The following is a 20598-nucleotide window of genomic DNA, read 5'->3' as shown; positions in this document are numbered from 1 at the left end:
CACGTTCGCCCGCTGGCTCTGGAGCCGACCGATCGGGTTCGCCCGGCGCCGGAACTGACCGAAAACGTTCACAGTCGGGCTGCGGCGCACGCCGGAGTCGCGCCCCGGGTGTCGAGCAGCAACTGCGCCTTGACCGCCAGCCCTTGCAGGTCGTAGGTGCGGTGGTGCTGGAGCAGCACGGTGAGGTCGGCCTCCGCGGCGGCCTCCCACAGCGAGTCGGCGCGTGGCACCGGACGGTCCATCACGCGCCACTCCGGCACATAGGGATCGTGGTAGCTCAGTGCCGCCCCCAGCTCGATCAACCGGGAGCCGACCTCCCGCGCGGGGGCGCCCTCCTGGTCGGCCAGGTCGGCCTTGTAGGTGACGCCGAGCAGAAGCACCCTGGCGCCGCGCACCGACTTGCCGTGCTCGTTGAGCAGGGTGGCGCAGCGCTGTACGACATAGCGCGGCATGCGCCCGTTGACCTCCTGCGCGAGTTCCACCATGCGCAGCGGGTATCCCAGCGTCCGGCCCTTGTACGCGAGGTAGTTGGGGTCGAGCGCCACGCCGTGGCCGCCGACGCCGGGGCCCGGCCGGAACGCCTGGAAGCCGAACGGCTTGGTCTCCGCGCAGCGGATCACGTCCCACAGGTCGATCCCCGCGTCATGGCAGAAGACCGCCATCTCGTTGACGAGCGCGATGTTGACCTGCCGGTAGTTGGTCTCCAGCAGCTTGACCGCCTCGGCCTCGCGCAGTCCGCGGGTGCGCACCACGCGTTCGGTGAGCCGTCCGTAGAAGGCGGCGGCGGCCTCCGTACAGGCGGACGTCAGCCCGCCGATGACCTTGGGCGTGTTGGCGATGCCGTGCACACGGTTGCCCGGGTCCAGCCGGTTGGGGGAGTAGGCCAGATGGAAGTCGCGTCCGGCGCGCAGCCCGGAGCCGTCTTCGAGGACGCCGCGCAGGAACTCCTCGGTGGTGCCCGGGTAGACGGTCGATTCCAGGATCACGGTGGTGTGGGGTCGCAACTGGGCGGCGAGGGTGCGGGCGGCCTCGGTGACCGCCGACAGGTCGAGCGCGCGGTCCTCGCCCAGCGGTGTCGGCGCGCAGATGACCGCGGTACGGGCCCGGCCGAGCGCCGCGGGGTCGTCCGTGGCGCGGAATCCGGCGGCGAGCATCCGGCGCACCGCCGCGGCGTTCAGCCCGTCGACCGGGGAGCGCCCGGCGTTCAGTCCGTCGACGACGGCGCGGTCGGTGTCATAGCCGATGACGCCGAGGCCGCTGGCCGCCGCGGCCTGGGCGAGCGGAAGGCCGAAGTGATGGAGGCCGAGGACGGCGAGGTCTGCGGGCACGGTGGTTCAGTCCTCTCCCGGAGGTCTGGTTGTGCCGAATGGCGCATTTAAGGTTAAGCGGACATATGACTGAAATTTAGTATTGAACGCTGTGCGTGGCGGAGTGTGGCGCGATCCATGGCCCGTATCGACCATCGCGAGGCGCTTTCGGACTGGCCGACGCCTCTGATGCCGGTCACCATCGAAACCACGGGGAGCGTGGGCGTCCGCAACGGGAGGCACAGTGAAGACCGCACTACTGGGGCCGCAGCAGCGTGGCGAGGCGTTGGCCCGGATGGCCGAGCAGGAACTCGACGTGCTGGTCGTCGGCGGCGGCGTGGTGGGCGCCGGGACCGCGCTGGACGCGGCGACCCGCGGCCTGCTCACCGGGGTGGTGGAGGCGCGTGACTGGGCGTCGGGCACGTCCAGCCGGTCCAGCAAGCTGATCCACGGCGGGCTGCGCTACCTGGAGATGCTGGACTTCGCACTGGTCCGCGAGGCGCTCAAGGAACGCGGGCTGCTCACCCAGCGGCTGGCGCCGCACCTGGTCAAACCGGTGCCGTTCCTCTACCCGTTGACGCACCCTGGCTGGGAGCGGCTCTACGCCGGAAGCGGGGTCGCGCTGTACGACATCATGGGCCTGTCCTCCGGGCACAGTCGCGGCCTGCCCGGCCACCGGCATCTGACGCGGCGCAAGGCGCTGCGGGTCGCGCCGTGCCTGCGCAAGGACGCGCTGGTCGGCGCGCTGCAGTACTACGACGCCCAGATGGACGACGCCCGTTACGTGGCCACCCTGGTGCGCACCGCCGCCTCCTACGGCGCGTTGGCCGCCAACCGGGCCCGGGTGGTGGGGTTCCTCCGCGAGGGGGAACGCGTTGTCGGTGCCAGGGTGCAGGATGTCGAGCAGGGCGGGGAGTACGAGGTGCTGGCCCGTCAGGTCGTCAACGCGACCGGGGTGTGGACGGACGAGACGCAGGCACTCGTGGGGGAGAGGGGGCAGTTCCATGTCAGGGCGTCCAAGGGCATCCACCTGGTCGTACCCAGGGACCGGATCCATTCGACGACAGGGTTGATCCTGCGTACCGAGAAGAGCGTGCTGTTCGTGATCCCGTGGGGGCGGCACTGGATCGTCGGCACCACCGACACCGACTGGGACCTGGACAAGGCGCATCCGGCCGCGTCCAGCGCCGACATCGACTACCTGCTGGAGCACGTCAACTCGGTGCTCGCGGTGCCGCTCAGCCGTGACGACGTGCAGGGGGTGTACGCCGGACTGCGCCCGCTGCTGGCCGGGGAGTCGGAGGCGACCAGCCAGCTGTCGCGCGAGCACATCGTGGCTCATCCCGTACCGGGCCTGGTCGTTGTGGCGGGCGGCAAGTACACGACGTACCGGGTGATGGCCAAGGACGCGGTGGACGCGGCGGTGCACGGACTGGACCGCAGGGTCGCGCAGTGCTGCACCGACGAGGTGCCGCTGGCCGGGGCGGACGGCTACCACGCGTTGTGGAACGCGCGGGCGCGGATCGCCGCCGAGGCGGGGCTGCATGTGGCCAGGATCGAGCATCTATTGAATCGTTATGGATCGTTGATTACCGAGCTGTTGGATCTGATCGCCGCGGACCCAACGCTGGGTGAGCCACTTGCCGCGGCCGACGACTACCTGCGGGCCGAGGTGGTGTACGCCGCCTCGCACGAGGGCGCGCGGCATCTCGACGACGTGCTCACCCGCCGTACGAGGATCTCCATCGAGACCTTCGACCGCGGGACCCTGAGTGCCCGTGAGGTGGCCGAACTCGTGGCACCGGTGCTGGGTTGGGACCAGGAACACCTGGAGAAGGAGGTGACGCACTACGAGAAGCGGGTCGAGGCAGAACGTGAATCGCAACGCCAACCCGACGATCTGACCGCGGACGCTGCTCGCTTGGGTGCGCCAGATATCGTGCCCCTCTAGAAAAACCGTGCGGCCACCGGGATCTCAGGCGTGACGGGGAGTGAGAGGGGTGGAGAGTGTCCGATCAGGGGCGGCTGGTGGCCGGGCGGTACCGGCTGGTCGAGCTGATAGGCCGGGGCGGCATGGGCACCGTCTGGAGGTCCGAGGACGAACTGCTCGGCCGTCAGGTCGCCGTCAAGAAGCTGCGCGTACCACCGCAGTTGCACGATGACGAGCGGGAGACGCTCTACGAGCGCACCCGCAGGGAGGCCCGCAGCGCCGCCCGGATCACCCACCCCAACGTGGTCGTGGTGCACGACGTGGTCGAGGACGAGGGCCTGCCGTGCATCGTGATGGAGTACGTGCCGTCCAGGACCCTCGGTGACGTACTGAAGAAGGACGGTCCGGTGACGCCGCGTGAGGCCGCGCGGATCGGCCGCGGCATGGTCGCCGCGCTGCGCGCGGCACACCGCGCCGGAGTGCTGCACCGTGATGTCAAGCCCGCCAACGTGCTGTTGAGCGCCGAGGGCCCGGAGGGCGGCGGGAGTTGGCCTGGTGGACGCGTGGTGCTCACCGACTTCGGTATCGCCTCCGCGACCGGCACCTCCACCCTCACCCGCACCGGAGAGCTGATCGGCTCCTTCGACTACCTGGCGCCGGAGCGAATAACCGGCGGCACCGGCGGCCCGGCCTGCGACCTGTGGGCGCTGGGAGCGACGCTGTACCAATCGGTGGAGGGCGTGGCGCCGTTCCGCCGGGACACCCCGATCGAGACCGCGTACGCCATCGCCTCCGAGCCGGTGCCCACCCCGCGCCGGGCGGGCCCGCTCACCTCGGTCATCGAGTCGCTGCTGGAGAAGGACCCCGACAAGCGGATGACCGCCGAGGAGGCCGAGCGACTGCTGGTCGCCTCCGTGGAGACGGTCGCCACCCGCGCCCCCCGGCCGACCCCGTCGTGGGCGCTGCGCGAGGCCACCGACGACCAGCCGACCGCCGTGGTCGGCCAGCGCGCCGCCGCCCCCGCCGCCGTCCCGGAGCAGCGCACCGAACCGGACCCCCAGGACCCGCAGGGCTTCCACGACTCACAAGTCACCCAGGTCCCGCAGGGTACCCAGCGCCCCCAGGACACCGGTGACCTGTACGGCGAGCGGTCCGCCGAGGACCCAACCGCACAGGTCCACACCCCGACCGCCGCCGCCCCGGCGTCCGCCGAACCCGCGCACCGCCCCGCCGACCCCGCACGGCACGACGCCCCCCGCACCGGACGCGGCAAGCGGGTGGCCGCCTGGTGTGCCGCCACCGTCGTCGTGGTGGCCGCGGTCGCTGCCGGCGGACTGCTGCTGACCCGGAACGGCGGGGGGTCGGACGTCAAGCAGACGGCCGGTGGCGGAGCGTCCGGGGGGCCCTCGACGGGACCCGCGCCGACCGCGCCGCCCGGCTACCATGTGGTCGACGACCCGGCGGGCTTCACCATGGCGGTGCCCAACGGCTGGACCCGTCAGGTGAACTCGGACGGCCGCAACATCCACTATGTGGACACCCAGAGCAAGTGCGACCTGCTGGTGAGCATCGAGGACTACGCCGGGCCGAGTCCGTTGCAGCACTTCCGAGATCTGGAGGTCACGTTGAAGGGCGACAACAACGGCTACAGCCCCCTTCGGATGAACTCCACCCAGGCGCAGATCAACGGCCAGCAGGTGCCGGCCGCGATCTGGGAGTGGAAATGGAACGGCAAGGTCCGCACCTACCACGCCATTGACCTGGGCTTCGGCAAGGAGGGCGGCACCGAGTACGCGATCTACCTCTCGGCACCGGACGCCGAGTGGCAGCAGCGGCTTCCGGCCTTCGACAACGCGGTGAAGACCTTCCAGCCGCGCGGCTGAGACCGGTCTCGCTCATCTGCGATGACATCTACCGGTCGAAGTACCGGCGTATACCGGTCGAAGTATGAGCACTCGGTTCCGGAACCGGGGGCAGGCGTACCGATGTCCTACCCACAGGGGATGATGTGATGGGGCAGTCGCATCGACCCCGTGTCGACCCGTGCGCCGCCCGATGCACCGTCATATCGATCTGCAGAGGACGTTGATGACCCAGGCGCAAGGCACCACCGGCCGTCTCCTCGCCGACCGCTACCGCCTCGGCGAGGTCCTTGGCAAAGGCGGTATGGGCACGGTGTGGCGGGCGGTCGACGAGACCCTGGGCCGTACCGTCGCCGTGAAGGAGCTGCGGTTCCCCGGCAACGTCGACGACGACGAGAAGCGCCGCCTGATCACCCGCACCCTGCGCGAGGCCAAGGCGACCGCCCGGATCCGGGCGAACGGCGCGGTGACCGTCTTCGACGTGGTCGAGGAGGACAGGCGGCCGTGGATCGTGATGGAGCTGGTCGAGGGCCGCTCGCTGTCCGACGCGATCCGCGCCGACGGGCCGCTGCCACCCAGACGCGCGGCCGAGGTCGGTCTCGCCGTCCTCGACGTGCTGCGCGCGGCGCACCGCGAGGGCATCCTGCACCGTGACGTGAAGCCGTCCAACGTGCTGATCGCGGACGACGGGCGGGTGGTTCTCACCGACTTCGGCATCGCACAGGTCGAGGGCGACCCGTCGGTGACCTCGACCGGCATGCTGGTGGGCGCGCCGTCCTACATATCTCCCGAACGGGCCCGTGGCCAGAAGCCGGGACCGCCGTCCGACCTGTGGTCGCTGGGCGCGCTGCTGTACGCGGTGGTCGAGGGCCGCCCGCCGTACGACAAGGGCTCGGCGATCGCCACGCTCACCGCCGTGATGACCGAGCCCGTCGATCCGCCGAAGGTCACCGGACCGCTGGCGGACGCCATCCACGGTCTGCTGATCAAGGACCCGGTGAAGCGTCTCGACGAGCCGGGCGTAAGGGAGTTGCTGAAGGAGGCGGTCAACGCCCCGGAGGCGCCGGACGCCGAGGAGACCCGCATGATGGCGATCCCGGCCGATCCGCAGCCCACCCCGACCGACGCCCGGCCGCTGTCGTTCCAGCAGGAGAAGATGCTGGGCGCGCTGCGGGCGTTGACCAACGCCGCCACCGCGAAGTCCGACCCCGAGCCGAAGTTGAAGCCGGTCGCGGTCACCTCGCCGTTCTCTCCCACCCGCACCTCCGGCTTCCCCCCGGCCCGCGCACCGCTCAGCGATGTCGTGCCGCGCCGCACCCTGGTGATAGTGGTGACGGTGGTGGTGCTCGCCGTGCTGGGCGCCATCATCGGCACGGCCTTCGCCGCCGATCGCGCCGTGTCCGGTCAGCGGCCCGGCGCCTCACACGCGTCCGGTATGCCCGACGACCGCGTGGCGGACCTTCTTCAACACGTTCAAACCGGTCAACCGACCGGCCATGAGCACGTATCGTAAAAAGGCTCAGACTGTCCGTCGCCGACCGAGGTTGACCGAAGACGGCTTGGCCGAAAGCCGTCTGCCCAGAAACCGAACACCCGGTAGCCGGACGTCACCGTGCCGTGCGGCCGCCTGACCGAAAGCCGTGCTACCGCGTTCATGCGACGCTCATGGGGAGGAGCCGTGGACGAGTACGCCGGGCGGGTGCTGGCGGGCCGCTACCGGCTGCCCCGGCCGCCGGCCGACGAGTTCGAGCTGGTGGAGACCCGCGCCTTCGACACGTACAGCGGACAGGAAGTGCTGGTACGGCAGTTGCTGCTGCCCGAGGTCGTGCACGCCGAGGTGGTCGGCGACGAGACGGCGCCGGACGCCGCGCACAACGGTGCGGGGGACAGCGCGGGCCGCGCTCTCGAAGCCGCCAGGGCCGCCGCCGCGGTGCCGGACCATCCCGCGCTGGTCCAGGTCTTCGATGTCCTGGTGGAGGACGGCAGCCTGTGGGTGGTCTCCGAACTGGTCCCGGCCCGCCCGATCGCCTCGCTGCTGGCCGACCGGCGGCTGTCCCCGTACCGTGCCGCCGAGGTCGCCGCCGACCTGCTGGGCGCGCTGCGCGCACTGCACGCACGCGGCTGGGCGCACCGCAACATCACCGCCCGCACCGTGCTGGTCTGCGAGGACGGCCGGGCGATGCTGGACGGACTGGCCTTCGGCGCCGCCCAGGAGGCGCTGTGCGGCTATGACCCGGTGCCGCGCGAGGTGCTGGCCGGCGCGGGCGGCGAGGACCGCGCGGAGCGCGGTGGTTGGGGCGGCCCGGACTCCGCGCTGGCCCTGGAGCGCGCCCGGCAGGCCAGGATCACCGTGATCGGCCCGGTCACCGAGCGCTGGGCACCGGAGCAGGCCGGTCCGGTGCACCAGAACTGGCAGTTGGCGCCGCCCGTCGGCCCGGCGGCCGACCTGTGGGCGCTCGGCGCGCTGCTGTTCCGCTGTGTTCAGGGGCATCCGCCGTTCCCCGAGGAGAGCGCCGCCGAACTGGTCGACCTGGTCTGCGCCGAGCCACCCGCGCACGCCGAGGACTGCGGCCCGCTGCGTCCGGTCGTGGAGTCGCTGCTGCGCCAGGACCCCACCGAGCGGCCGGAGTTCGAGGAACTGAGCGGCTGGCTGCGCTCGTTGGTCCGCTCCGCGCCCGAGCCGGACATCGGCGCCCGCATGGTCCAGGTGCCGGCCGGTCCGGGCGACCCGCACAAGCTGCCCGTGGTGCGCCGCAGGGGCGAGCTGGTCCGGCTGCGCAGACGTCGCCGCACGGGCGGCGACGCGATGGCCGCGGCCCCGCAACACGGCCGGCACGCGCGCAGCCGCGGCCAGCGGCCCGCCCCGGCGGGCGCGGCCGGTGAGACGGTCGAAGTGCGGCGCCGCACGGGGCAGTTGAGCCAGACCGCCGCAAGGACGCCGCACCGGATGGGGCTGCTGCTGGTCGGCCTGGTCCTCCTGCTGCTGGCCGCGCTGGTGCTGTACGCGGTGCTGTTCATGCCCAAGGGCGCGGGCGGCGTCTCCAGCCGCTCGCTGCCCGCGCAGGTCTCGGGAGGCGTGACGGCGGGGCGGACGGAGCCCGCGTCGCAGGACGCTCCGACGCCCACCGACCGCTCAACCCAGCAAGCCCCGTCGCTGGGATCGGACTTCACCGTACGCGGCGACCCGGCGGGGTTCTCGATCGCGGTGCACAACGGCTGGACCAGGGCCGCCGGCCCCAACGGCGAGACCGTCTTCTCCAGCGGCGGCGACGTGATGCAGCTGGTCGTCGTGGTGGGCCGGGACAGCACGGCCGCCTACGGCGCCGACCCGCTCGCCTACCTGGACAGGGAGCCGGAGTTGGCGCCGTTCCGGTCCAGCACATGGTCCTCGGCCGCCGGGCTCAAGCGCCTGGACGCGGGCGGAGCGGCCGCCGCGGAGGGCGAGTTCACCTGGCGCGACCCCGACTCCGGCAACCAGGTCTACGGCCGCGACATGGCGGTCGCGCGCGGTGGCCGGTACGACATCGTCCTGCTCACCGGACCCGACGACCAACGCTCGGTGATCTCCGAGTACTTCGACAAGGCGACGCTCACCTTCCGCGCGAACGGCTGACCGGCGCGGGTCCGAACGGCGCGCCCTCCAACGGGTGAACGTCGCCGGGCGGGACGGCTGGCGGTGGTACACATCCCGGGTTGCCGTCGGCGCCCCGGTTGGCACCGGCAGTCCGGCCGAACGGTTCCAAGTCCGCTGTCCACCCGGCGAGTTGGGGAGTCCCGCATGTCCACCGAAACGACGGCACCGCTACGCCTGCCGCCCGCCCGCCCGGCGGAACGGGCGCCGTGTGACGTGACGGAACACCGGCTCTCCTTCGACGGGTTCGGCTACCTGTGCCGGGTGGTGTGGCAGGACGCCGCGGTCACCGAGCCGCTGGTACTGCTCGGCGGATCGTCCCAGGACCGGTTCTCCTGGGCGCGGCACGAGGAGCGGCTGGCCGAGGCGTGCACCGTGGTCACCCTCGACCTGCCCGGGTACGGTGCCGCCGAGCCGCTGCCCACCAGGTACGGCATCGACTTCCTGGCCGCCGCGGTGCGGCACACCCTGTACGAACTGGGCATGGCCAAGGTCAACCTGATGGGGGCCTGCTTCGGCGGCGCCATCGCGCTGCGCTTCGCCCAGCACTACCCGGACGCCCTGCGGCGGCTGATGCTGGCCGGCATGACCACCAGGGTGCCCCGGGAGTACGCGGAGGCGGTTCCGCGCTGGCTGCGGATGCTGGACGAGGACCGCCGTGAGGAGATGGCCGGCCAGCTGGTGGCGCGGTTCATGTCACCGTCCGGCGCCGGGCGGATCCGGCGGCACGCGGCCATCGCCCGACTGCTCCACCAGCAGTTCATGGCGCAGACGCCGCGGCAGATCGGCATGGCGGTGGTGGACCACAACGTCCGCCTGCTGAATCACGAGTGGTACCGCCCGGAACCGGTGCCACCGCTGTCCGCGCTGGTCTTCACCGGCGAGTACGACTCGCTCACCACTCCGCGGATGGGGCGGGAGACGGCCGCGCAACTCCCCGGTGCCGCCTTCCTGACGGTCAGGGACGCCGACCATCTGGTGCACATGGAACGCATCGAGGAGTTCACCGACCTCCTGTTGCGCTTCTGCACCGACCGCCCCATCGATGACCTGCCGTACTGCCACCCCGTCGAGTACCCGGGCGCCGGACCCGAGCGGACCGGTTCGTAACCGGGCATACGGTCCCTGGCGCGCGTACCGTGGAAGGAGACTCCAACCGTTCGCATCCCGTACGCGAGGAGGACCCCATGGCTGTCCGCGCGGACACCGCCGATGTCGTCGTCGTGGGGCTCGGCCCCGGCGGGGAGGAGGCGGCCGGACGGCTGGCCGAGGCGGGGCTCGACGTGGTGGGGGTGGAAGAGGGCCTTGTGGGGGGCGAGTGCCCGTACTACGGCTGTATTCCGTCCAAGATCATGGTGCGCTCGGCCGGGCTGCTGGCCGAGGGGCGGCGGATCACCGGGCACGCCGGCACCGCGATGGTGCACCCGGAATGGCGGCCGGTGACCCGGGCGGTACGCAAGGCCACCGCCGACTGGGACGACAAGATCGCCGTGGAACGGCTGATCGGTCGCGGTGTGCGGTTCCTGCGCGGCACCGGGCGGCTGACCGCCAGGGACGAGGTGACGGTCGCGGACGTGGACGGCAACGAGACCGCGGTGCGGGCCCGGCAGGCGGTGGTGCTGGCGGTCGGCAGCGAGCCCGCCGTACCGCCGATCCCGGGGCTGGCCAGGACGCCGTACTGGACCAACCGGGAGGCGATACGGGCGGAGGAGGTACCGGGTTCGCTGCTGGTGATCGGCGGCGGGTCGATCGGGCTCGAACTCGGCCAGGTCTTCTGCCGTTTCGGCACCGCGGTCACCGTGGTCGAGGGCATGCAGCGGCTGCTGCCGCGCGAGGAGCCGGAGGCGCACGAGCTGCTGCTGAAGGTACTCACCGACAACGGCATCGAGGTGCACACCAGCGCCCGGGTCGGCGCGGTCGACCACGAGGAGGGCGCCGGTTTCACGTTGTACTGCGACCGCGGTGAACGGCTGGTCGCCGAGCGGCTGCTGGTGGCGACGGGACGGCGCAGCGATCTGGCGAAGGTGGGCGCGCTCGCCGTCGACGTGGACGCCGAGGCGCCCGCGCTCCCGGTCGACGAGCGGCTGCGGGTGGCGCCGCCCGTCAGCGGACGGCCCGGCATCTGGGCGCTGGGCGATGTCACCGGCAAGGGCGCCTACACCCATGTGTCGATGTACCAGGCGGACGTGGTGGTGCGCGGAATCCTGGGCGAGGGCGGTCCACCCGCCGCCTACCACGCGGTACCGCGGGTGACGTTCACCGACCCGGAGATCGGTGCGGTCGGGCTGACCGAGTGGGAGGCCCGTGAGCGGGGCCTGGCGGTGCGCACCGGGCTGGTGGACCTGTCGACCAGCGCCCGCGGCACCACCCACCAGATCGGCAACGACGGCTTCGTCAAGCTGGTCGCGGACATGCTCAGCGGTGTGCTGGTCGGCGGCACGACCGCCGGTCCGTACGGCGGTGAGGTGCTGGGCGCCCTGTCGGTCGCCGTGCACGGTCGCGTCCCACTTGCGGTTCTGCGGGAGCAGATCTGGGCGTATCCGACGTTCCACCGGGCGATCGGGGACGCGTTGCGCCAGATCAAGTAGCTGTGGGCGGGTCGCGGTTCGTCCGGACACCGCCGTGGCCGCGCCGTGGGGCGTGCTCCCCGTCGCGGCGGGATCGTCTGCCGGAGGCAGGCCCCGTGCACCCGGCAGGCAAAATCGGGTTACTGCCGGGTACACAAAACCCGGCGGGAGCCGTAACCTCGCGTGGCATGACGGACGCGCAGGAGATTTCCGCGAAGCCTCAACAGACGCCTCAGCAGACATCCGGCAACCCGGTCGCCCCCGAGGGCACCCGCGGGCCGGGCGATGTGGTCACCGCCGAACTGGTCACCCGGCTCACCCGGGGTGTCGCGGGCAGCGGCCGCACGGCCAACCACACCCCCTTCACCGGCGAGCGGCTCGCCGAACTGCCGGAGTCGGGCCCCGAGGACATCACCGGCGCCTTCGAGGCGGCCCGCGAGGCGCAGCGCGCCTGGGCCGCCGTACCGGTGCGGCAGCGCGCGGCCGTGCTGCTGCGCTTCCACGACCTCGTGCTGCGGCGGCAGTCCGAGGTGCTCGACCTCATCCAGGTGGAGACCGGCAAGTCCCGGCTGCACGCCCACGAGGAGGTGCAGGCCGTCGCCGTCGCCGCCCGGCACTACGGCCGCAAGGCGCCCGCCTATCTGCGCCCCAGGCGGCACACCGGCGTCGTGCCCGCCCTCACCAAGGTCAGCGAGCTGCGCCAACCACGCGGTGTGGTGGGCCAGATCGCGCCCTGGAACTACCCGTTCGAGCTGTCCGTCGGCGACGCGCTGCCCGCCTTCGTGGCCGGTAACGCGGTCGTGATGAAGCCCGACACGGAAACCGCGCTGACCGCGCTGTGGGCGCGCGAGCAGCTCATCGAGGCCGGACTGCCGCCCGCCGTCTGGCAGGTGGTGATCGGCGAGGGGCCGGTGGTCGGCCCGGCCGTGGTGGAGCACGCCGACTACGTCTCCTTCACCGGCTCCACCCGCACCGGCCGCGACGTCGCCCAGCGCGCGGCGGCCCGGCTGATCGGCTGCTCGCTCGAACTCGGCGGCAAGAACGCCATGTTGGTGCTGCGCGACGCCGACCTCGACAAGGCCGCCGAGGGCGCGGTCCGCGCGTGCTTCGCGTCGGCGGGACAACTGTGCATATCCATCGAGCGGTTGTACGTGCACTCCTCGGTCGCCGAGCCGTTCCTTGAGCGGTTCGCCGCGCGCACCCGCGCGTTGCGCCTCGGCAAGGGGCTGGCCTACGGCGCGGACATGGGATCGCTGGTCGGACAGCGGCAGTTGGAGACGGTCACCCGGCACGTCGAGGAGGCGGTCAGCAAGGGCGCCGCGGTGCTCGCGGGCGGTCGCGCCCGCCCCGACATCGGCCCGTTGTTCTACGAGCCGACCATCCTGGACGGTGTCCAGCCGCCGATGGCGGTGTGCACCGAGGAGACGTTCGGCCCGGTCGTGTCCGTCTACCGCTTCGACGACGAGGACGACGCGATCGCCCGCGCCAACGCCACGCCGTACGGCCTCAACGCCAGCGTCTGGACCAGGGACGCCCGCCGTGGCCGCGCGGTCGCCGCGCGCCTGCGCGCCGGGACGGTCAACGTCAACGAGGGCTACGCGGCGGCGTACGGCAGTGTGCAGTCCCCGATGGGCGGCATGAAGGACTCCGGCCTGGGCCGCAGGCACGGCTCCGAGGGCATCCTCAAGTACACCGAGCCGCAGACGGTGGCCACCCAGCGCATCCTGCCCATGGCCCCCTCGTTCGGCATGAACGACGAGGCGTACGCGGCCTTCATGACCCGCAGCCTGAAGGCGCTCAAGCGCCTGCACTTCCGCTGATCCCCCCCGGGGGTCTTCGGCCCCCCCCCGGACCACCGCTCGCGGCCCCCAACCCGCCGTTCGACGAAAGGACTTCGCGTGGATCAGGAGTACCCCTACGACGTGATCGTGGTCGGATCCGGGTTCGGCGGATCCGTGGCCGCCCTGCGGCTGACGGAGAAGGGGTACCGGGTGGGGGTGTTGGAGGCGGGGCGGAGGTTTACCCGGGAGACGTTGCCCAAGACCTCGTGGGCGGTGCGCGACTACCTGTGGGCGCCCGCCCTCGGCCTCTACGGCATCCAGCGCATCCATCTGCTGGGCAGCGTCCTGGTGCTGGCGGGCGCCGGGGTCGGCGGCGGCTCGCTCAACTACGCCAACACCCTCTACGTACCGCCGGAGCCGTTCTTCACCGACCGCCAGTGGGGCCACATCACCGACTGGCGGGAGGAGCTGGCGCCGTACTACGAGCAGGCCAGGAAGATGCTGGGGGTACGGCTGAACCCCACGCTCACCCCCTCCGACGTCCATCTGAAGGCCACCGCCGAGGAGATGGGCGTGGCGGACACCTTCCACATGGCGCCGGTCGGCGTGTTCTTCGGGGACGGCGAGGACGCCGGGGGATCGGCGAAGGTGCCACCGGGCACCGAGGTCCCCGACCCGTACTTCGGCGGCGCCGGACCGTCCCGCCGGGCGTGCGTGGAGTGCGGCGAGTGCATGACCGGCTGCCGGCACGGCGCCAAGAACATGCTCACCGAGAACTACCTCTACCTGGCCGAGAGGGCCGGTGCCGTCATCCACCCCATGACCACCGTGGTCGGCCTGGCCGAGGACCCCGAGCACGGCGGCTACCGGGTCGCCACCGTACCGACCGGCCGGCGCAGGACCGCCCCGAAGGTGCTGCGCGCCCCGCACGTCGTGCTGGCCGCGGGCACCTACGGCACCCAGACCCTGCTGCACGCCATGCGCGACCGCGGTGAACTGCCCCGGATGTCAGCGAGGTTGGGCGAGCTGACCCGGACCAACTCCGAGGCGCTGGTCGGCGCGCAGACCACCGACCGCCGATACCGCGCCACACACGGTGGCGAGCGCGCGGACTTCACCCGGGGGGTGGCCATCACCTCCTCGATCCACCCCAACGACACCACGCACATCGAACCCGTCCGCTACGGCAGGGGTTCCAACGCGATGGGCGCGCTGTCCGTGCTCCAGGTGCCGTACGGCGGACGCCTGCCGCGCTGGCTGTCCTATCTGGCCAACAGCGTCAAACACCCGACGCTGACGGCGCGTTCGCTGTCCAACCGCCGCTGGTCGGAGCGGACCATCATCGGCCTGGTGATGCAGACCCACGACAACTCCCTGACCACGTACCGGAAGCGCAAGGGGCTGGGCAAGGGCTTGTTGACGGCCCGCCAGGGACATGGCACGCCCAACCCCACGTACATACCCGAGGGCGCGCAGGCGGCCCGGGTGCTGGCCGAGCAGATCAACGGCTTCGCGGGCAGCAGCGTCGGCGAGATCATGGATGTGCCGATGACCGCGCACTTCCTCGGCGGCTGTCCGATCGGCGAGGATCCGGAACACGGCGTGATCGACCCGTACCACCGGCTGCACGGCTATCCGGGCATCCATGTGGTGGACGGCTCGGCGGTCTCCGCGAACCTGGGCGTCAACCCCTCGCTGACCATCACCGCACAGGCCGAGCGCGCGATGTCGCTGTGGCCCAACAAGGGCGAGACCGACCCGCGTCCGGCGCAGGGCGAGGGGTATGCGCGGGTCTCACCGGTGGAGCCGCGGCGACCGGCGGTGCCCAAGGACGCGTTCGCGGCGCTGGTGCTGCCGGTGCCGAAGGTGCCGCCGAGGGCCTGAGACGCGACCGGGACCCGCGCCGTGGCGCGGGTCCCGGGGTCCTTCTGGTGCGGCCTTGCGCGGCCGTCAGGCGGCGGAACCGCCCTTGCGGCGCCGTACGAGGAACACCGCGCCGCCGCCGAGCACCACCGCGGCGGCACCGGCTCCGGCGATGGCGGGCAGCGCGGACGACGCACCGGTGTGCGCCAGCGTGCCGCCGGTCGCGCTGTCGGTGGACGTCGCCGAGGCGGGCACGACCTCGTTGGCGCTGGCCTTCTGGGCGCTGTCCGGTGCGGTCTTGGGGGCCGGGACCGGGGCCTCGCCGCCGGTCTGCGGCTGAGGCACGGAACCGGTGGTCCGGGTGCCCGGCGCCACGATCTGGATCCGGTAGGCGGCGGCGCTGGCCGCCACGCAGTCGTACTGCTTGTCGAGGTAGAACCCGGCGCCGAGGGTCAGCCCGTTGCCGATCGGGGCGTTCTTCTTGACCTCGATGCGCATCGGCACGTCGAAGTGGGTGCGGGCGGGCAGCATGCCCCAGCCGAAGTAGCCGACGGAGCGACCGGAGCCGTCTGTGACGTCCAGCCACTGCTTGGTCTTCGGGTGGTACGCCTGCAACTCCACCTGGCTGGTGGCGAACGCCTGGGCCTGCTTGGCGGCCGGGCCGACGCCCGCGAACAGGTTGATCCGCGTGACGCTGGCCGACGTCGGGTTGTCCACCGACAGCGTGAAGCCGTGCCAGCCGCTGCCCCGGGCGATCCTGCCGGGCAGGCCGCTGATCGCGGTGCGGACGGCGGCCTTGTACCCGGGGTTCTGCACGACGCAGACGCCGGGCGCGCTGGGCGTGGCGGTCGGCGGCAGGCTCGGCGTGGTGCCGGTGTGGGCGGCCGGGGTGTTCGGACTGGGCGCGGCGGCCGACGCGGTGGCGGAGGCAGACGGCGCGGGGGCGGCCGAGGGGGCGCCAGTGGCGGCGCTGGGGACGGGCGCGGCGGCGTCCGCGGCGAACGCGCTCGGTGCGCTCAGCAGCGCGGCGGGGGCGATGGCTGCGGTCGTGGCGACCGCGGCCAAGGCGCGGCGAAGCTTCATTGAGACCTCTTCTAGGTCAGAAAAAGATGAGAGGCCGTCGCGGTGGTGGGGGGGCGGCTCGCGGTGCGGCAGGCGCTGATCGTAAAGCCGTGTGGAGGCTGTGTGGCCGGTGTCTTCACAGCCGCCACAGAGACGCTTCTGTGCGGCGCACGGCTCAAACCATTGAATTCGGGCAGTTGCCCACGCCCGCGCTGGTTTTTCGGTGATCAACGTCACAGCGGGTCGCTTGCGGTAGGGTGCATCGCGTACCGCCTCGCGGAGCGTTTCTTCGCCGCTTCGCAGAGCGGTCGGCCCCAAGCGTCCCCAGGACCGACCGCCTGTTTTTCAGTCGGGCGACCGGGCTGCTGTCCCCTGCTGACCGGTCACCTGTTAACCAGGGCGAGGTCCCACGACGTGCGACCAGGCACGCCTCATCGCCCCGGTGAATCCACCCAGCTGCGTCTGGGCGGTCTCCACGCGTGGTAATCACTACTCCCGACCGCACCTGGCTGGAACGGACACCGGGTCCAACGAACCGCCACCTGCCTGGTCACGCGCCGTACGGGTGATGTCCGGAAGGCTGCTGGCGCGGCCTTCCGCGGCGTGCCTCCCGGGTGCGCCCGTGTGCGCCGTCCGCGCGCCGCCGCGCCCGCCTTCCTCCCACCGTCACACGCGTTCGCCCAGGGCCTTCGCCCGGCGTCGCGCACGGCTCGTCCCGGGTCGGGGGAGCTTCAGAGAAGAAGGCGGGCGGCCAAACCCCGACGCGGCCTCAGAGTTGCCCCCTGCACAGGGCGAGGACCGTCATGGCCAAAGCGGTGCCTTGCCTGCCCAGCTCCCCGTTGTAGCGGTTGATGACCTCCATCTCGCGAGACAGGTGCACCCGCCGCCCGCCGGAGGCGATCCGCTCGCGTTGGATCTGCTCCGAGACCGTGACGCGCTCGGCCAGCAGGCCGATGATGCGCTGGTCCAGGTCGTCGATCCGCTGCCGCGCGTCGCTGATCAGCGACGCCGCGTCGGCGCTGCCCGCACCGGTGTCCACTGCGCTCGTGCTCATGTCCGTACTACCTCCCGGGTCGCTGCCCCGACGGTTTCGGAACGGTACGGAAACGACAGGCGCCCCGGACCGATACCGGTCCGGGGCGCCTGTTGATGTCTGTGTTCGTTCAGACAGCATGACCATGGCAGCCGGACCAGCCGGTGCCATAGGTAAAGACGAAGTGCGTGCTGCTGAACATGGCGGCCATTATGCACGACCGCCGCCCACCGCGCCCGGCTGGCGAACCCGCGGCGGGAGGCGTTTCTCGTAGCAACGGTAGAATCGGGAATCGATCCCTTGTAGCAACCGCCGGAAGGCCGCCCGTGGCATCAGCTACCCCAGCTCCCGCCGACACCGTCCTGGTCGTCGACTTCGGCGCGCAGTACGCCCAGCTCATCGCCCGACGCGTCCGTGAGGCCCGGGTCTACAGCGAGATCGTGCCGAGCACCATGCCGGTCAGCGAGATGCTCGCCAAGAACCCGAAGGCGATCATCCTCTCCGGCGGACCGTCGTCGGTGTACGAGGAGGGCGCGCCCTCCATCGACCGCGCCCTGTTCGAGGCGGGTGTCCCGGTCTTCGGCATGTGCTACGGCTTCCAGTTGATGGCCACCACGCTCGGCGGCACGGTCGACAACAACGGCCGCCGCGAGTACGGCCGCACCCCGCTGTACGTCAACCGGCACGGCGCCAACTCCACCCTGTTCGAGGGCACGCCCGCCGAGCAGTCGGTGTGGATGTCGCACGGTGACGCCTGCTCCGCCGCGCCGGAGGGCTTCACCGTCACCGCCTCCACCGACGGCGTTCCGGTCGCCGCCTTCGAAAACGACGAGCGCAGGCTGTACGGGGTCCAGTACCACCCCGAGGTGATGCACTCCACGCACGGCCAGCAGGTGCTGGAGCACTTCCTCTACCGCGGCGCGGGCCTGGAGCCCACCTGGACCACGCACAACGTCGTGGAGGAGCAGATCGCCGCGGTCCGCGAGCAGGTCGGCGACAAGCGGGTGATCTGCGGTCTGTCCGGCGGCGTGGACTCCGCGGTCGCCGCGGCCCTGGTGCAGAAGGCCGTCGGCTCCCAGCTGACCTGTGTCTTCGTCGACCACGGCCTGCTGCGCAAGGGCGAGGCCGAGCAGGTCGAGAAGGACTTCGTGGCCGCCACCGGCGTTGAGCTCAAGGTGGTCGACGCACAGGAGCGCTTCCTCGACGCGCTCGCCGGGAAGACCGACCCGGAGGAGAAGCGGAAGATCATCGGCCGGGAGTTCATCCGGGTCTTCGAACAGGCCGCCTCCGAGATCGTCGCCGAGGCGGGCGCGCACGGCGAGGCCGTGGAGTTCCTGGTCCAGGGCACGCTCTACCCGGACGTCGTGGAGTCCGGCGGTGGCACCGGCACCGCCAACATCAAGTCGCACCACAACGTCGGCGGCCTGCCGGAGGACCTCCAGTTCCGGCTGGTCGAGCCGCTGCGCAAGCTGTTCAAGGACGAGGTGCGCAAGGTCGGCGAGGAACTCGGCCTGCCGTCCGAGATCGTCTGGCGCCAGCCGTTCCCCGGCCCCGGCCTGGGCATCCGGATCATCGGCGAGGTCACTCGCGACCGCCTCGACCTGCTGCGCGAGGCCGACGCGATCGCCCGTGAAGAGCTGACCGCCGCCGGTCTCGACCGCGAGATCTGGCAGTGCCCGGTCGTCCTGCTGGCCGATGTGCGCTCGGTCGGCGTCCAGGGCGACGGCCGCACCTACGGCCACCCGGTGGTGCTGCGCCCGGTGTCCTCCGAGGACGCGATGACCGCTGACTGGTCGCGGCTGCCGTACGACGTGCTGGGGAAGATCTCCACCCGGATCACCAACGAGGTGCGCGAGATCAACCGCGTGGTGCTGGACGTGACCAGCAAGCCGCCGGGCACCATCGAGTGGGAGTGACCTGACCCCCATTCGAACGCGTCAACGACTCGTGCCGCCGCTCATACGTATGAGTGGCGGCGCTGTCGTTCACGCTCGGTACGCTGTCCGTACGGTGCAGGATCCCGTCCATGGGAGGAACCATGACCGCCGAACCGCTGCCCGCCACCGCCTCGTCGTGGCCTGAACCGCCGCGTGACGGCTACACCGTGGATGACCTGTTCACTCTGCCCGACCTCCCGCCGCACACCGAGTTGATCGACGGGAGCCTGGTCTTCGTGAGCCCGCAGCGGGATTTTCATGCGTTGACGGTTGAGGTCTTGCTCATGGGCCTGCGCCGGACGGCCCCTGAGCACCTGCGGGTGCGGCGGGATATGACCATCGTGCTGAGCAACCGCACCGCTCCCGAACCCGATGTGCTGGTGCTGAAGGCCGAAGCGGTCACTGGGCGGCGGCAGACCCGATACGAGGCGAAGGACGTCGTGCTCGCGGTCGAGGTCGTCTCACCGGACTCGGAGGAGCGGGACCGGGACACCAAGCCGCACAAGTACGCGCAGGCGGGCATCCCGCACTTCTGGCGGGTGGAGATGACCGGCGAGAAGGACCTCCCGGTGGTCTACGTCTACGAACTGGACCCGGTCACCAGGACCTACGTCGTCACCGGCATCCACCACGACCACCTCAAGGTCGGCGTCCCCTTCACCATCGACATCGACCTCACCGAGATCGACCACCTGTAAGACCCTGGCCATGTGCTGTACCTCGCGGTAACTTCCGCCTCATGAGTGAGAAGACGCCGCCGCAGCCCATACCCACGGACCAACTCCAGTTCGCGCTTCCGCCGACGTTCGACAACGTCGAGGACGAGCGCACGTACCGCAAGGAGCGACTCGCCGCGGCCCTGCGCCTGTTCGGGCGGTTCGGGTTCGAAGAGGGCGTCGCGGGCCACATCACCGCGCGGGACCCGGAGTTCACCGATCACTTCTGGGTCAACCCGTTCGGGATGTCCTTCAAGCACATCACGGTCAGCGACCTGATCCTGGTCAACCACTCCGGTCAGGTGGTGGAGGGCCGCCACCACGTCAACCAGGCCGCGTTCGCGATCCATTCACAGGTCCACAAGGCGCGCCCGGACGTCATCGCCGCCGCGCACAGCCACTCCACCTACGGGCGGGCGCTGTCCGCGCTCGGTGAGTTGCTGGAGCCGATCACCCAGGACGTCTGCGCGTTCTTCGAGGACCACACCCTGTTCGACGACTACACGGGCGTGGTCGTGGACGAGGAGGAGGGCCGCCGGATCGCGGCGACGCTCGGCCCGCACAAGGCGGTGATCCTGCGCAACCACGGGCTGTTGACCGTGGGCGACTCGGTGGACGCCGCCGCGTGGTGGTTCATCACCATGGAACGCTCCTGCCAGGTGCAGCTCACCGCGAAGGCGGCGGGCAAACCGGTGCCGATCTCCTACGAGAACGCGGTGCGCACCCGCGAACAGCTCGGGAACGACCTCGTGGCGTGGATCAACTACCAGCCGCTGTACAACCAGATCACCCGCAGCGAACCCGACCTGCTCGGCTGACGCCGCGCGCCAGGCGCGTCGGGCCCGTACGGCGGCCACGCCCAACGAGTCCGCACAACAAGTCGGCACGGGAATCCCGCGCAGTATTGAG

General features: G+C 71.3%; 13 protein-coding genes and 1 pseudogene. 11 read left to right on the top strand and 3 right to left on the bottom strand.

Translation table 11 applies throughout. From position 1 onward, the window contains the following. Positions 1 to 68: 68 nt before the first annotated feature. Entirely contained in the window at positions 69 to 1328 is a 1260-nt protein-coding gene (locus O5O46_RS03455; protein ID WP_269853686.1) for a nucleotide sugar dehydrogenase, read from the bottom strand. Positions 1329 to 1551: 223 nt separating this feature from the next. Here O5O46_RS03455 and O5O46_RS03450 point away from each other — a divergent pair, with 223 nt between their 5' ends. The 8 genes and pseudogenes from O5O46_RS03450 (at position 1552) to O5O46_RS03415 (ending at position 14962) form a co-directional block, all read left to right on the top strand. Then, on the top strand, positions 1552 to 3258 hold the full coding sequence (locus O5O46_RS03450; RefSeq protein WP_269853685.1) for a glycerol-3-phosphate dehydrogenase/oxidase: 1707 nt from the start codon (positions 1552 to 1554) through the stop codon (positions 3256 to 3258). Positions 3259 to 3314: 56 nt separating this feature from the next. Next, positions 3315 to 5120 (top strand): serine/threonine-protein kinase, encoded by a 1806-nt coding sequence (locus O5O46_RS03445; protein ID WP_269853684.1) that lies wholly within the window; start codon positions 3315 to 3317, stop codon positions 5118 to 5120. 205 nt (positions 5121 to 5325) lie between these two features. Next, positions 5326 to 6534, top strand: a pseudogene (locus O5O46_RS03440) (serine/threonine-protein kinase); the annotation flags it as partial. A gap of 243 nt (positions 6535 to 6777) precedes the next feature. After that, positions 6778 to 8712, top strand: a complete 1935-nt coding sequence (locus O5O46_RS03435) for a protein kinase (RefSeq protein ID WP_269853683.1) — start codon at positions 6778 to 6780, stop codon at positions 8710 to 8712. A gap of 165 nt (positions 8713 to 8877) precedes the next feature. Further along, positions 8878 to 9840: an alpha/beta fold hydrolase gene (locus O5O46_RS03430; protein ID WP_269853682.1), complete on the top strand. Its 963-nt coding sequence runs from the start codon at positions 8878 to 8880 to the stop codon at positions 9838 to 9840. A gap of 77 nt (positions 9841 to 9917) precedes the next feature. Further along, on the top strand, positions 9918 to 11318 hold the full coding sequence (locus tag O5O46_RS03425; RefSeq protein ID WP_269853681.1) for a dihydrolipoyl dehydrogenase family protein: 1401 nt from the start codon (positions 9918 to 9920) through the stop codon (positions 11316 to 11318). Between the two features lie 167 nt (positions 11319 to 11485). Then, positions 11486 to 13117: a succinic semialdehyde dehydrogenase gene (locus O5O46_RS03420; RefSeq protein WP_269853680.1), complete on the top strand. Its 1632-nt coding sequence runs from the start codon at positions 11486 to 11488 to the stop codon at positions 13115 to 13117. A 78-nt stretch (positions 13118 to 13195) separates the two neighbouring features. Then, positions 13196 to 14962, top strand: a complete 1767-nt coding sequence (locus tag O5O46_RS03415; RefSeq protein ID WP_269853679.1) for a GMC oxidoreductase — start codon at positions 13196 to 13198, stop codon at positions 14960 to 14962. Positions 14963 to 15028: 66 nt separating this feature from the next. Here the strand turns inward: O5O46_RS03415 and O5O46_RS03410 are convergent, their stop codons facing one another. Together O5O46_RS03410 and O5O46_RS03405 are read right to left on the bottom strand one after the other, a co-directional pair. After that, on the bottom strand, positions 15029 to 16024 hold the full coding sequence (locus O5O46_RS03410; RefSeq protein ID WP_269853678.1) for an LAETG motif-containing sortase-dependent surface protein: 996 nt from the start codon (positions 16022 to 16024) through the stop codon (positions 15029 to 15031). Between the two features lie 748 nt (positions 16025 to 16772). Continuing rightward, entirely contained in the window at positions 16773 to 17057 is a 285-nt protein-coding gene (locus O5O46_RS03405) for a chorismate mutase (RefSeq protein ID WP_269853677.1), read from the bottom strand. Between the two features lie 305 nt (positions 17058 to 17362). Here O5O46_RS03405 and guaA point away from each other — a divergent pair, with 305 nt between their 5' ends. From guaA to O5O46_RS03390, 3 genes are all read left to right on the top strand, one after another. Next, positions 17363 to 18952 (top strand): glutamine-hydrolyzing GMP synthase, encoded by a 1590-nt coding sequence (guaA, locus tag O5O46_RS03400; protein WP_269853676.1) that lies wholly within the window; start codon positions 17363 to 17365, stop codon positions 18950 to 18952. Positions 18953 to 19074: 122 nt separating this feature from the next. Beyond that, a complete protein-coding gene (locus O5O46_RS03395) occupies positions 19075 to 19671 on the top strand; it encodes a Uma2 family endonuclease (RefSeq protein ID WP_269853913.1) in 597 nt (198 codons plus the stop codon). A 41-nt stretch (positions 19672 to 19712) separates the two neighbouring features. Beyond that, positions 19713 to 20507, top strand: a complete 795-nt coding sequence (locus O5O46_RS03390; protein WP_269853675.1) for a class II aldolase/adducin family protein — start codon at positions 19713 to 19715, stop codon at positions 20505 to 20507. The last annotated feature ends 91 nt before the right edge of the window (positions 20508 to 20598 follow it).

Origin of the sequence: Streptomyces sp. RPT161 (assembly GCF_027533845.1) — a bacterium.
GTDB classification, from domain to species: Bacteria; Actinomycetota; Actinomycetes; order Streptomycetales; family Streptomycetaceae; genus Streptantibioticus_A; species Streptantibioticus_A silvisoli_A.
Note: the sequence above shows the minus strand (reverse complement) of the source record. Positions and strands in the feature narration are given on the sequence as shown.